This window comes from Candidatus Minimicrobia vallesae, assembly GCF_018866205.1.
In the GTDB taxonomy this organism is placed as follows: domain Bacteria; phylum Patescibacteriota; class Saccharimonadia; order Saccharimonadales; family Saccharimonadaceae; genus Nanosynbacter; species Nanosynbacter vallesae.
In genome coordinates, this window is record NZ_CP076459.1 from 172,769 (window position 1) to 186,056 (window position 13,288).

Here is a 13,288-nt window from a genome sequence, read left to right on the forward strand (position 1 = left end):
TCTAATTTGCCGCGGCATATCGGGTTTATTGTTGATGGAAATCGGCGGTGGGCAAAACAGCATGGCTTGCCGACATATGAAGGACATCTGGCGGGCTATAACGCGTTAAAAGACGTGGCGTTGGAGGTTCTTCATCGAGGTGTGAAATACGCGAGCGCTTACGTTTTTAGTACGGAAAACTGGAAGCGGTCAGAGGAAGAAGTCCGACATTTGATGAAATTGCTATTGAATATACTGAAGGCTGATCTTCCGATATTTATTGAAAACGAGGTTCGCTTGAGGGTTGTTGGGTCTAGGGAAGGCTTGTCGGATCAATTGATCAAAGCGATTGACGAGGCTGAGGAAAAGACTGCCGATCTGAAAAATGGAGAATTGGTTTTATGCTTGAATTATGGCGGACATTTGGAGATTGCTGATGCGGTTAAAAAAATTGTTCAATCTGGAGTTTCTCCTGAGGAAATTACGCCTGAGTTGATTGCTCAAAATATATACGCGCCAGAGGTGCCGCCGTGTGATTTGATTGTTAGAACTTCTAGTGAACAGCGGCTCAGCAACTTTATGTTGTGGCGATCAGCGTACAGTGAGTTGATGTTTATTGAGAAGAATTGGCCAGACATGACAGTTGATGACGTGTCGCTGATTTTAGAAGAATATGCTAATCGGAATAGGCGGTTTGGAAAATGATTATTTGGGAAGTACTTTTAGGGCTATTTGTTCTCATTTTATTGGTGGTTTTGCATGAATTAGGTCATGCTATTGTCGCCAAGAGAAACGGCGTTAAGGTTGAGGAATTCGGAATCGGATTTCCGCCAGCCGCAAAAAAATGGAAAGGAAAACGAAGCTTCTTGGGTGAAAACGTAACGTTTAGCCTGGAATTGGCTGCCGCTTGGAAGATTTGTCAGACTGAAAGGTGAATATGGATTCCGCAAAAGGCGAGGGCACATATGGCGGTTCGACATGTCGGGCGAAAACCTCAGAAACCCTGCTGGCCGACGACGGGAGTGAACTACGATAATCGCGCTAATTGATGCAGCAAACGATCTCTGGCGATAATTGGAATGCCGAAAAGCCTATCGAACCAACCTCAACTACCATTCTGACAAAGAAGTTAGCCGCTCACCAGCTAACAAATTAGCAAAAAGCACACCAAAATCGACAACACGACAAAACCGGACTTAACAAAAACGAGCAATTGAGCAAAATAAATAACTCTAACCACTTTGACGAAGAGGCGGAAAAATTGCCATACGGTAACGAAGCAGAACGATGGCAAAAAAATTCAAAGTTAAGTACAAGCGTGACGGCAAAGAATCGGCTGTTGACGTCCAGCTGAATGATGAAAAGTCCGTGAAGGGAAGCGGATATCTGGGCGTTATTCCGGGGCAGACGGAGAAAATGTATAGCACGTGGTCGGCGCCTATTGTGGGTGTGGCGACTACTGGGCAATTGTCATACGAAACAGTCAAAGGCGTTGGTGTGCTATTAGTAAAAACCGTGCACGGATCAATTGGGCAAATATTCGGTTCTGCAGAATCAAAAGAATCTGCAAGAGCTGATTTGGCCTCTGTCAGTGGGAGCGTAGCAGGACCAATTGGCATACTGGGAGTATTATTCCCGTCAGTCGTCAATTCTGGAATTGAGCAAATCATTTTCGTAGCGGCGTTAATCTCACTGACGCTGGCTGTGATGAACATTTTACCAATCCCAGCGCTTGACGGCGGTCGCTGGTTCACGATGACAATTTTCCGCCTAATTTAAGAAAGATCTGACGAAAGAGCGTGAAGAAAATATTCAGGCAACCGGTATGTTGATCCTATTAATCTTAACAATTTTGGTGACGATCAGTGATGTTGGAAAACTCTTCTAAGAAATTAAAAAACCGCAAATGGTGGCTGATTTTGGCGCTCCCAGCTTGGGTTTATGGCGTATTTTTGACGGTGGAAGTTGCTGTCTCATTGGCGGTCGGTGCTTTAATAAAAATCGGCGTACCACTCAATTCTGCGAATCCAGTTATTTTTAACACGGTGCTTTCGGTTGTTGTATATATTTTGTCACTAATTGTCGTGATTGGTGTGCCGTTTTTGGTTAAGAAACGCCGAACAACTTTGAGCAATTTGGGCGTGAACGACTGGCCAACGTTTTTGGAGATATTTATTTCACCGTTTGCTTTTGTGGCGTATTTTTTGCTCACTATGATTACGATGAGTATTGCTAGTGGTGTTTTTTCGGTGGATATGCAACAGAAGCAAGCTATACCGTTTAGCCAGAGCATGCTAGCGACTCAATGGCAGTTTATTATGGCGTTTGTTGTGTTGGTGGTGCTGGCGCCGATTGTGGAGGAACTTTTGTATCGCGGATATCTTTATGGTAAGTTGCGCAATTCTTTCTCGATTTGGCTATCAATTATCATAACGAGCATAGCGTTTGGCGCGGCGCATCTTTGGGTTGGTCCGGATTCGCCATTGCAATGGGCGGTGGCAGTTGATACATTTACTTTAAGCCTAGTGATGTGTGCGACCAGGGAATACACTGGCGCAATTTGGGTGCCGATTATGATGCATATGGCGAAAAACGGAATAGCTTTTTATTTCTTGTTTATCAATACGGGCGCAATTAATCGAATAGATATTATTATTTATATTTATGTAAAGGAGAAAAATATGCGAATGACACAACTTTTTACTAGAACTTTGAAGCAGGCGCCAGCTGGCGAGGTTGCGCGAAATGCTCAGCTTTTGATTCGTGCTGGCTACGTACATAAAACGATGGCGGGCGTGTATTCGTTTTTGCCGTTGGGTTTGAGAGTTCTTGAGAATATTAAGCAAATTGTTCGCGAGGAAATGGATAAGGTTAATAGCCAGGAATTGGTGATGAGTACTTTGCAGCGAAAGGAATTGTGGCAAGAAACTGGTCGCTGGAGCGATGAATTGGTCGACGTTTGGTTTAAGTCTAAATTGCAAGACGGCACGGACATTGGTTTTGGTTGGACGCACGAGGAGCCGATTGTTGATCTTCTTCGCAATTACTTAAAGAGCTACAAAGATTTGCCAATTAGCGTTTATCAATTCCAGAACAAATTGCGAAACGAACTTCGCGCTAAGAGTGGAATTATGCGTGGTCGTGAATTTGTGATGAAGGATATGTATTCGATTCACGACAGCAAGGAGAGTTTGGATAGTTATTACAATTCAGTCATTGAGGCGTATAAGCGTTGTTATGACCGATTTGGGATTGGCGATGAAACGTATGTGACGTTTGCTTCTGGCGGCGCTTTTACGAAGTTTAGCCATGAGTTTCAGACGATTTGCGATGCTGGTGAGGATTATATTTATTTGCATCGCGGTAAAAATATCGCTGTTAATGAAGAAGTTTTGGACGAGGCAATCAAGGAGCTTGGCGTCGATCGTAGTGAGTTAGAAAAAGTGAAAACTGCTGAAGTTGGCAATATCTTTAATTTCGGCACGCAGAAATCCGAAGAAATGAAGTTGGTATTTACTGACGCCGAAGGTAAAGAGCGATACGCTTATATGGGAAGTTATGGTATTGGAATTACGCGAGTTATGGGCGTGATTGTTGAGAAGTTCGCTGACGATAAAGGTTTGGTTTGGCCGGAAAATATTGCGCCGTTTAAGGTTCATATTGTGGCAATTGGTGAAAAAGGGCAGGAATTGGCGGGCAAGTTTTATGACGAGCTGGCTAACAGTGGCGTCGACGCGCTGCTTGATGATCGTGATGAGCGTCCAGGCGTGAAATTTGCTGATGCTGAGCTAATGGGATTGCCGTGGCGGATAACGATTGGCGATCGAGCGATTGACGGCGATGGCTTGTTTGAATTGACGGAACGAGCAACTGGCGAAACGCGAAAAATGGATTATCAGCAATTGATGGATTTTTGCTTGAGTCGGTAAGGCTGATTATATTGACATAATAAATAGCGATTGATATACTCAGATAGACTTAATCAAGACTAATTAAAAACACTATATTTAGTGTAGATCGTAAGACTAATACCACTACATACAGTAGAGGAGGAAATTTTTATGAAAAAAACTTATCAAATTACAGAAGCTGGGAAGGCTGATTTAGAAAAAGAATTGGCAGAGTTGAAAGGGCGACGTGGCGAGATTGCTGAAAAAATTGCGGCAGCGCGAGACTTTGGCGACTTGAGCGAAAACGCGGAATATGACGCTGCACGCGAAGAGCAAGGCTTGGTGGAAACGCGAATTTTGGAAATTGAAGATATTCTGCAGAACGCCGAAATTATTAAATCCAACGGCAGCTCAAGTGTTGGTTTGGGCAGTACGGTTGAATTGCAATGTCCAGAAAGAACCGTATCCTACACAGTGGTTGGTCCAGTTGAAGCTGATCCATTGGCTGGACGAATCTCAGATCAGTCGCCAATTGGTAAAGAATTGATTGGTAAGAAAATCGGTGATGAAGTAACGATTAAAACGCCAAAAGCCGAAATTACTTACATTATTAAGTCGATATCTTAAGTCTGGCGGGATTTACCGCGTATAATGTGCTATAATTATCTCTGTTATGGCCACATTACAAGATTATCGCAATGAACGACTACGAAAACTGGAAACATTACGTCAATTAGGCGTTGAACCATATCCAGCAAAATCAGAACGAACTCATACTTGTGCTGAGGTTTTATCTAAGTATGATGAGCTAGCTGGTAAGGAAGTTGTTGTTGCGGGTCGTGTGGCGTCTATTCGCAGTTTTGGTAAATTGGCATTTATTAAATTACGCGATCAATCTGGCGATGTGCAGCTTTACTTGCAGCGTGATGACGTGGCGGAATTAGATGCTGCGCGCGGTGTGCTTGGAATGAAGCAACTTAAATTGCTGGACACGGGCGATTTTATCGAGGCGAAGGGCGTAATGACCACGACACAAACGGGCGAAAAATCCGTTGGTGTACGCGAACTTAGATTGTTGACTAAATCGTTAAGGCCAATGCCAGAAAAATTAGAGAATAAGGAAGAGCGCTTGCGTCGACGTTATGTTGATATGAATGTCAATCCTGAAGTTCGCGAGCGATTCATTCGCCGAAGTAAGTTTTGGCAAGCAACGCGAGATTATTTGAATAGTCATGGATTCATTGAGATTAATGTTCCTGTTTTGGAGCACACCACTGGCGGTGCGGACGCGAACCCATTTGTGACGCATATGGATGCGCTGGGCGATCAGCAGTTTTATTTGCGAATTAGTCACGAATTGCCATTGAAGCGATTGATTGGTGCTGGATTTGAGAAAGTTTATGATCTCGGTCCGCGTTTTCGCAATGAAAATTACTCGGACGAGCATTTGCCGGAGCATATTGCTATGGAATGGTACGCGGCTTACTGGGACTGGAAGCAGGGAATGCGTTTTATGGAGTCGATGTATAAAGATGTGCTTCAGAAGACTTTTGGCACTCTGCAATTCCAATTGGGCAAATTCAACGTCGATATGAGCGGCGAGTGGGAAGTTTGGGATTATGCTGAAGTTATTCGCAAGCATTACGGAATCGATGTTTATAACACGACAATTGAAGAAGTTGCCGCTAAACTGAAAGAGTATAATTTGGAAGTCGAAAAAACTGACTCTATTCCGCGCAGCATTGATAAATTATGGAAGAATATTCGTAAAGATGTTGCTGGTCCGGTTTGGTTGGTGAACACGCCGAAGTTTATTAGTCCGTTGTCAAAGACTAATCCGGAAAATCCAGAGACGGTGGAGCGTTTTCAGCCGGTGATCGCTGGTTCGGAATTGGGCAATGGATTCTCTGAGCTGAATGATCCGATTGACCAGCTGAATCGTTTCCTTGAGCAGCAGCAAATGCGTGACGCTGGTGATGAAGAGGCGATGATGCTTGATATTGATTACGTTGAGATGTTGGAATATGGAATGCCGCCGGCTTGTGGTTGGGGCTATTCTGAAAGGGTATTCTGGATTTTCGAGGGCGTTACAGCGCGTGAAGGTGTGCCGTTCCCACAGCTTAAGAGCGAAATTGACGAAACAACTCGGGCGATTTATCCGCAAGTCAACTTGTAATTTTGCTATAATTAAAGCATGAAACGTTTTCTTTTGGGGCTACTAACTGTTGGGCTATTGCTGGCTGGGTCTGGCAAAATGGCGTTTGCGGCGCGCTCGACGGATAATTTTACTATCACAAAATTTGATGCGGAATATTCGTTGAGTCGCGACTCTGATAATCGATCAAAATTGGAAACTACTTGGCGAATTACCGCTAATTTTCCGCCGAACCAAAATCGGGGAATCGCGCCAGTTTTTGTTAAGAAGTACGATGATCACTCGACGAATTTTTCATTGCAATCTGTAACTGATGAAAACGGTACGCCGCTTGAATATTCCTGGAATGACGATGAGTTGAGAATTGGCAATAAAAATACCTACGTGGAGGGCGAGAAAACTTACATTATTAAGTTTACGCAGCGTGACGTAACTAAGAATTACGGCGATACGGGACGTGATGAATTCTATTGGGATGTGATCGGCGATGAGTGGCGCGTACCGATGGAAAATGTGCAAATTTCCGTGAAACTTGATGAATCTCTGGTGGCGGCATAAAGGCAAGGAAAAGCTTTTTGTTATGGCCGCAAAGTCGAGGCTCGACGACGCAATGCGACTTGAGCGAAAATAAGAAACCAAATAACTGCCAAAAAAGAGACAAATTGAGTCGTCGACAAGGTGTAACCGTGGCAGTTGGATTTAAGAGCGGAACTTTTTCTGAATATCAAGAAACGCTAATGGAAAAGCTGATTGGAATTTGGCATTTGATGCAGATTTTGGCTTATACAATCGCGAAAACCTTGGCGGATTTTTCTAATAATTCGATATAGGCGGTTGGTTGGCAGAGATAAGGAATTAAAACCGATTCCACCAGAATACTTACCGCCAGAGGATATTAGCGTTTTGATGTCGACATATGTTTTGAAAAAATACGACGATCCATTCAAGGTCAAAGGCTTGCCAAAGGTCGCGCAACTATTAGACCTGGCAGTGCGGCACTACATCAAAATGTACGAAGTGAAAAAATCGTCGCTGTTTAGCGGTCGGCGCAATACGAAATTGAAATCATGAAAGATTTGCAAAGAACTTAAAGACCGGAGGAAACTGAAACTATCCAAGATATGTTCCAAAATCAAGTCAAATCTGCTGCAGTTAAAGCCAAGTCAACGACTAAATCTGAAAAAGCTGTCAAAACAATATAAAATACACGACGAGAACGCGCGACGATGATAAAAACCTGAAGAAGCTAGCCAGTAGAGAAATATGGTCTAAAAGAGCAAAAACCAGAAAAGAAACGAATAAAACAGAGGGTGGGCAAAGCGAGTTCGTGTGGTCGCTATGTTGTTATTGTCGCCGATGCTCCTGCTCATGGCAAGGATACGTACTTGCCGCGTCAAGAGGCTGGTCACTGACTGACGACGGCTTAAGCGCTCAGGCGATATTTGGAGGGACTGAAAATGTATATCGGCGTAGCTGAAGCCGAGCGCTTAAAGATGCTACAAAGTCCTCAGAGGTGCGGAAAAAGCAGTTGTTGATGTGAAGGACGAAAAACAACTGGTGAAATTATACGAAAGAGTATTACCGTATGCGGTGCTGTTTGGACAAGAAAAAAATAGGAGCAAGCAAATGGGTAAATACTACGAGCAAGTTGGCGAGGCGCCAGATTGGTACGTTGGGCAAGGCGTGTTCAATGCTGTGGCGTTTTCGTCTGGACTGAGCGGTTTGTCGACCGCGGCTGGTCATGCTAGTGATTATTCTTCAACTTCTGGCGGTTCGTCTGGTGGTGGATTCGCTGGCGGCGGCGGAGGCGGCGGCGGAGGCGGCGGCTGGTAGAATTTGTATATGTCTGATATTTTATTATGGCTGGCGGCGGCTGTTTTATTGGCGCTTTCTGGGCTATTTTCCGGGCTGAATATTGGCTTAATGATGGCGCGACCTGATGATTTGAAGCGAAAAGCCAGGCAGGGCGACAAAATTGCGGCGCGAGTGTATCGATATCGAAAAGACGGCTATTATTTGATTTTCTGTATTTTGCTTGGCAATGTCGGCGTGAATACCGCGATGTCAATTTTGCTTGGCAATATGACAAATGGCGTGGTTGGCGGTTTGATTGCGACGCTTCTTATCACGATGTTTGGCGAGATTTTGCCGCAGGCGATTTTCTCGCAGCGTGGATATCGATTTGTGCGATATTTCTTTTGGTTACTTGATGTAATTTACGTGCTATTTTGGCCGCTTGCTCAGCCGATGTCGAAATTGTTGAATCGCTGGCTGGGTAAGGAAACGCCGCAATTATATTCTCATCAGGAGCTGGAGGAGATTATTCACGAGCACGCCGTTAGGTCGGATAGTCCGGTTGATTATGACGAAAGCCGAATTGCGGCAGGAGCGCTGCAGTTTAGTAAAAAGACGGCTGGCGATTTGGTTACGCCGATGAGCGAGGTTTTTGTCGTGGATTTGGATGACGAGCTGGATGCGACTCTACTAGCTCAGATTAAGCACGCTGGACATTCGCGAATTCCGGTTCAATCTGACGGGGAATTGGTCGGAGTTTTATATGTGAAGGATGTCGTTGGACGAGAGCTGCCGCTGCCAATCAGCCAACTGTACCGCGACAAAAGTCACTGACATCGACAAGAGGTCGCGCCTGGATACGGTGCTAAAGCCGATTCATTCAAACGCACAATCATTTGTTTGTGGTGATGGACGACGAGAAGGAACTAGGAATTATAACGCTAGAAGACGTGATTGAAGAGATTCTAGACCAAGAGATTGAAGATGAATATGATGAGGAATAAGAGAACGATTTATATATAGTGATATACTAAGAAATATATTTGACAAAAACGATGGGCAGGGAGATTAATGTGTCTAAAGAGCAATATTTTGGAGATGGCATTCCTGATCGATTGCGACAGCTGTCAGTCGAAGATATGCCGATAGAAAAGTTATATATCCTCGATACCGTAATGGATGATTCGGAGTTTTCTGATCTGGGCGACGAAGTGGAGTTTGATGATGATGCTATATATGTAGACAAAACTCAGGCAGGAGGTCTGGGTAGACTAGCTATAGATAAGAGGTGTGCCGTGAAAGCTCTCGATAAAATTGATCCAGCTGATTTTAATTCAGTAATTCTAATGAAAGCATATGTACAAGATGGCGACAATCTCTGTTGCGGTGTTATCGCGGACTGCCGATTTTACAAAGGATCATTTGGTGTCGATAGTGGAAAGGAAATTGATTTTACAGATCAGGAAGAGATGTGGGAGACGCTTGACGATCAAGCAAATAAGTTAGTAATTTCTGCCGTGATTGATGTAGAAGATGGACAAGTTAAAATATGGGGCGATCCAGTATTTTTTGACGCCGCTGTGTATATGACTAAGTTGGTTAGCGACAAGTATTCGAAATGCGAAGAGAGTGATGAGCGGGTGTCGAAATCTGACACAGTTTTAAGAAAATCTGAGCTCCAAGATAAAGCCAAAAAGGCTATATCTTCTTTTTCTAAGACTTGTGAATATGCAGTTGGTGGCTTACATAAGTGGATTAAGGATCATCGGAAATAGAAAATTTTGAATATTTTTTCAAAAATACCTTGACAATTTAAGGTACCTTGTATAACATAGTACTATGTATAGTAAATCAACAAGGAGCTTAATGTGAGAAGAATTGACATTATTAAACGCGCCGGTCGAAATTTGGGGCAATCAAAAGGTCGCACGATTTTAACCGCGCTGGCAATTTCAGTTGGAGCGTTTACGATTGGTCTGGCGCTGATGGCTGGAGAAGGCGGTCGGCTGTATACAAACAGCATGGTCGACGCGGCTGGCGATAAAAAATCTGTTTCGGTCTATAAAAAAGTGACCTCGTCGGGACCTGATAGCAATCTTTCAGAATATAGCGACTCGGAAGATACGGAAAAGGATCAGTCTAAGGCGATAGAAAAATATTCGATGACTGATAACGATGTGAAAAAAATACAGAAAGTTCCGCACGTAGAAAAAGTGACACCAGCTTATTCTATGTATGGAGTTTTATACGCCAAAAGTTCGGCAAGCGATAAAAAATTCGTGCCTAGCGTAACCGTGAAGTTCGATAAAACTCGAATGAAGTTTGCGGCTGGTAATTTGGACAATTTTATGCCGAAAAAAGGCGAGGTTGTTATTCCAGAATCTTACATAAAAGAAATGGGATTTAGCGATGCAAAATCGGCAATTGGACAAACGATTACGCTGGGATTGAAAAAAGGAGATTCGCCGAGCAAGAACGCTGACAAAGAAATATCTCTGAAAGTTGCGGCAGTCGATAAACCTTCGGACACGATTCTATTTTACCAGCCAGCTGTGCGCGTTTCTGTGGACGACGCTAAGGAGATTTACGACTTCAGTCACCCTAAAAATTTGCCTAATGAATATTCTTACGTAATTGCGTCAGTTGATGATGAGAAAAATGTTGAGGCAGTGAAGAATGAGCTTGGCAAGGACTACGAGGGCGTATTCGATTCAGGACACGCAAAAAGCTATGCTAACTTTTGTGAATGTGGCTCAAATGGCGCTGATTGGGTTTGGCGGCTTGGCGCTTTTGGCGAGTGTTTTTGGGATTATTAACACAATGTACATTTCGGTTTTGGAGCGAACTAGTCAGATTGGGCTGATGAAAGCTTTGGGTATGCGAGGTCGCGATATCGGTAAAATGTTCAGGTATGAAGCGGCGTGGGTTGGACTTCTTGGTGGCTTAATTGGTGTTGGATTAGCAAGTTTGATGTCACTACTTAATCCTATGATTGCTAGTTTACTGAAGTTGGAGCAAGGTACGAATCTATTAGTCGTTAATCCTCTGCAAATGGGACTTTTGATAATCGGGCTGATGATTATGGCGGTGCTTTCTGGCTGGCTGCCGAGCCGCAAGGCAACAAAATTAGATCCAATTGAAGCGTTAAGGACGGAATAGGAGAATTGTTATGATTGAGCTTAAAAATGTGACGAAAATTTACGGCAAAAAGAAGAACCAATTTGTGGCGCTAAATGATGTGAGCCTGCAAATTCCAACGGGTGTGAGCGTGGCGATTTTGGGAAAATCTGGTTCAGGAAAATCGACGCTGATGCACGCAATTTCTGGCTTGGATCGACCGCAGCAAGGTCAAGGTGATTATTGACGGTCAGGACATTCTGAAATTGAAACAAAAGCAAGTTGACGAGTTCCGCGCGAGAAAAATAGGTTTTATTTTCCAGAGTTTCTTTGTTCAGGGCAATGAAAGCGTGGCGGACAATGTGAGTTTGCCGCTGGAAATTGTGAAAATGCCAAGGGGCTTGAGGGAAAGTAAGATCAATGAGGCGCTGAAGGCGGTGGACTTGTATGAGAAGCGCAAAAATCGCGCGAAGGATTTGTCGGGCGGTCAGAAGCAACGTTTGGCAATTGCGCGGGCAATTGTCGGTAGTCCTCAGATTATTTTTGCGGACGAACCTACGGGAAATTTGGATAGCGAAACTGGCGCGAAGGTGGAAGAATTGCTGTTCAATTACAACAAGCAAGAAGGCGCAACGCTGATTATCGTGACGCACGACGTTGATTTGGCTAAGAAATGCGATTATCAAATCCTGATCAAAGACGGCAAAATTAAGGGTTCTAATATACCGAAAGAAGGTAAAAGTGGACGTTGATAGCTATGCGGAAAGCTTGGCGGTCCAATTGCGAAAAGGATTTTTGGTTTACTGCGTTTTACTGGTTTGTTCTAATAAAGCGCAGTACGCCGGCGATATCGTTAAGCAATTGAACGATTCGGACTTAACAGTGGTCGAAGGTACGATTTATCCGCTGCTGAATAGGCTGCAGAAAGACGGATATTTGCAACACGAATGGCAGGAAAGCGAGCAAGGTCCGCCGCGAAAATATTATTCATTGACAGATCACGGCGATCAGTTGATTCATGAACTTAAAGATCGCATAAATATGTTAAATAATTCGCTTGATAACTTAGAGAAAGGAATAAAATAATGAAGGAAATAACCAGGATTCATCTGGCAAAAACGGCGTTTAGTGTGGAAATTGACGCTAAGAAATCGCTAGAAAAATATCTTAATTCGATTCAGAAAAATATGCACGCCGACGCGGAAGCGATGAAGGAAATTGAGGCGCGAATGGTTGAGATTTTAGCCGAGCGTGGCGTGATGAAAGAGGGCGTTATTAGCGACGATGACGTTTTGGCGATTAAAAATCAAATGGGCGAACCGCGCGATTTTTCGGATGATAGCGAGGACTCAACTGATGAATTGACGGATGATAATGAGAAGCCAGAAAAGCAATTGATGCGCGACACGGACGGGGCTGTCATTGGCGGCGTGTGTGCGGGAATAGCGGCGTACTTTAATATCAATCCGTTGTGGGTGCGACTGATTGCAATTATCTCGCTGTTCGTAACATTCGGTACGATGGTGCTGGTTTACCTCGCGATGTGGGTGTCAATGCCGCCAGCAAAAACCGCATCGGACAAATTACGAATGCGCGGAAAGCCAGTAACTTTGGCTGCACTTAAGGAAGCTTCCGCTGATGGAAATTCAACTAGCGTCTGCCGGAAAAACTCCAATTGCCAAAATTTTCCCAATATTTTATCGGCGCTGTAGTGCTACTTACGACGCTAGCGATACTGTTTGGGCTGATTGTTGGCGGGGCGCTCGGCGTTTCCGCGGTTAATATGCTCGGCGGTTTGGAAATATGCAAATATGGGCGTGGGGAGTATGGACTTCCTTGGCAATTGGCGGAATAGCGACGGTAATATTTGGCGCAATTGTAACGCGTAGCATATTCGCTTGGAAGATCAATCGAATGTCTGTAATCACAATGATCGTGGCGGCATCCGTTGTTTTCATGAGTTTGGCAAGCGCCGCAATATTTAGCGCGCACGCTGGCTTGGAATATGCACGTGAATCGCAGCAACTCACGAAGAAAGTAAATATCGATATTCCAGATACGGACAAACGCTAATTCAATTTTTATTGATATGCCAGTGGGGAATGTTTCGCGAATAAATTCTGACAAATTCAAGGCGGAAGCGGAGTTTGTGGATTTACCAAAGGCGAATAAGCCAGAAATTAACGTGCGCCGCGATGGCGATAAAATCGTGCTGTCCGTTTCTGAGAAGTGTCAACGCAATATTCTTTGACGGCTGCCTGAAGTTTTATAAACAGACGATAACTGGCTTGAAAATTTATGCTCCTGCGGGCGTGAATGTTAAGCGGCTTGTTCTATCAAAACTCGATTGAAG

At 44.0% G+C, this 13,288-nt stretch carries 20 protein-coding genes; all 20 read left to right on the plus strand.

Going from position 1 to position 13,288, the window contains the following annotated elements; translation table 11 throughout:
* Positions 1-6: 6 nt before the first annotated feature.
* The 20 genes from uppS to KOY49_RS01335 all read left to right on the plus strand — a co-directional run bounded on the left by uppS (position 7) and on the right by KOY49_RS01335 (position 13,186).
* Positions 7-684 carry a polyprenyl diphosphate synthase gene (gene uppS, locus KOY49_RS01245; RefSeq protein WP_232736382.1) on the plus strand — a complete coding sequence of 226 codons (678 nt, stop codon included), beginning with the start codon at positions 7-9 and terminating at the stop codon, positions 682-684.
* Entirely contained in the window at positions 681-914 is a 234-nt protein-coding gene (locus KOY49_RS01250) for a site-2 protease family protein (RefSeq protein ID WP_232736383.1), read from the plus strand. Before uppS ends, KOY49_RS01250 begins: the two co-directional genes overlap by 4 nt.
* Positions 915-1,266: 352 nt before the next feature.
* Positions 1,267-1,758 (plus strand): site-2 protease family protein, encoded by a 492-nt coding sequence (locus KOY49_RS01255; protein WP_232736384.1) that lies wholly within the window; start codon positions 1,267-1,269, stop codon positions 1,756-1,758.
* 89 nt (positions 1,759-1,847) lie between these two features.
* Positions 1,848-3,908, plus strand: a complete 2,061-nt coding sequence (locus KOY49_RS01260; protein WP_232736385.1) for an aminoacyl--tRNA ligase-related protein — start codon at positions 1,848-1,850, stop codon at positions 3,906-3,908.
* A 132-nt stretch (positions 3,909-4,040) separates the two neighbouring features.
* The gene (gene greA / locus KOY49_RS01265; RefSeq protein WP_243777712.1) at positions 4,041-4,496 is read left to right on the plus strand and encodes a transcription elongation factor GreA; all 456 of its coding nucleotides are present in this window, start codon (positions 4,041-4,043) and stop codon (positions 4,494-4,496) included.
* 46 nt (positions 4,497-4,542) lie between these two features.
* Positions 4,543-6,045, plus strand: coding sequence for a lysine--tRNA ligase (locus KOY49_RS01270; protein WP_129632415.1), 1,503 nt, complete (start codon positions 4,543-4,545; stop codon positions 6,043-6,045).
* Between the two features lie 18 nt (positions 6,046-6,063).
* Positions 6,064-6,582 carry a DUF2207 domain-containing protein gene (locus KOY49_RS01275; protein WP_232736386.1) on the plus strand — a complete coding sequence of 173 codons (519 nt, stop codon included), beginning with the start codon at positions 6,064-6,066 and terminating at the stop codon, positions 6,580-6,582.
* A 59-nt stretch (positions 6,583-6,641) separates the two neighbouring features.
* Positions 6,642-6,854 (plus strand): hypothetical protein, encoded by a 213-nt coding sequence (locus KOY49_RS01280; protein WP_232736387.1) that lies wholly within the window; start codon positions 6,642-6,644, stop codon positions 6,852-6,854.
* Between the two features lie 4 nt (positions 6,855-6,858).
* The gene (locus KOY49_RS01285) at positions 6,859-7,095 is read left to right on the plus strand and encodes a DUF2207 domain-containing protein (RefSeq protein WP_232736388.1); all 237 of its coding nucleotides are present in this window, start codon (positions 6,859-6,861) and stop codon (positions 7,093-7,095) included.
* 465 nt (positions 7,096-7,560) lie between these two features.
* On the plus strand, positions 7,561-7,857 hold the full coding sequence (locus tag KOY49_RS01290) for a hypothetical protein (protein ID WP_232736389.1): 297 nt from the start codon (positions 7,561-7,563) through the stop codon (positions 7,855-7,857).
* Positions 7,858-7,866: 9 nt separating this feature from the next.
* Complete coding sequence (locus KOY49_RS01295) at positions 7,867-8,652, plus strand: CNNM domain-containing protein (RefSeq protein WP_232736390.1); 786 nt, start codon at positions 7,867-7,869, stop codon at positions 8,650-8,652.
* Between the two features lie 209 nt (positions 8,653-8,861).
* Positions 8,862-9,593 carry a hypothetical protein gene (locus KOY49_RS01300; RefSeq protein ID WP_232736391.1) on the plus strand — a complete coding sequence of 244 codons (732 nt, stop codon included), beginning with the start codon at positions 8,862-8,864 and terminating at the stop codon, positions 9,591-9,593.
* Between the two features lie 93 nt (positions 9,594-9,686).
* Positions 9,687-10,634, plus strand: coding sequence for an ABC transporter permease (locus KOY49_RS01305; protein ID WP_232736392.1), 948 nt, complete (start codon positions 9,687-9,689; stop codon positions 10,632-10,634).
* Positions 10,561-10,977, plus strand: coding sequence for an ABC transporter permease (locus tag KOY49_RS01310; RefSeq protein WP_232736393.1), 417 nt, complete (start codon positions 10,561-10,563; stop codon positions 10,975-10,977). Before KOY49_RS01305 ends, KOY49_RS01310 begins: the two co-directional genes overlap by 74 nt.
* 10 nt (positions 10,978-10,987) lie before the next feature.
* A complete protein-coding gene (locus tag KOY49_RS05205) occupies positions 10,988-11,182 on the plus strand; it encodes an ATP-binding cassette domain-containing protein (RefSeq protein WP_332873920.1) in 195 nt (64 codons plus the stop codon).
* Complete coding sequence (locus tag KOY49_RS01315; RefSeq protein WP_332873921.1) at positions 11,172-11,687, plus strand: ABC transporter ATP-binding protein; 516 nt, start codon at positions 11,172-11,174, stop codon at positions 11,685-11,687. Before KOY49_RS05205 ends, KOY49_RS01315 begins: the two co-directional genes overlap by 11 nt.
* A complete protein-coding gene (locus KOY49_RS01320) occupies positions 11,677-12,021 on the plus strand; it encodes a PadR family transcriptional regulator (protein ID WP_232736394.1) in 345 nt (114 codons plus the stop codon). Before KOY49_RS01315 ends, KOY49_RS01320 begins: the two co-directional genes overlap by 11 nt.
* Entirely contained in the window at positions 12,021-12,647 is a 627-nt protein-coding gene (locus KOY49_RS01325; RefSeq protein WP_232736395.1) for a PspC domain-containing protein, read from the plus strand. Before KOY49_RS01320 ends, KOY49_RS01325 begins: the two co-directional genes overlap by 1 nt.
* A 91-nt stretch (positions 12,648-12,738) precedes the next feature.
* Complete coding sequence (locus KOY49_RS01330; protein ID WP_232736396.1) at positions 12,739-13,008, plus strand: hypothetical protein; 270 nt, start codon at positions 12,739-12,741, stop codon at positions 13,006-13,008.
* Between the two features lie 16 nt (positions 13,009-13,024).
* Positions 13,025-13,186 carry a hypothetical protein gene (locus KOY49_RS01335; RefSeq protein WP_232736397.1) on the plus strand — a complete coding sequence of 54 codons (162 nt, stop codon included), beginning with the start codon at positions 13,025-13,027 and terminating at the stop codon, positions 13,184-13,186.
* Positions 13,187-13,288 lie beyond the last annotated feature (102 nt).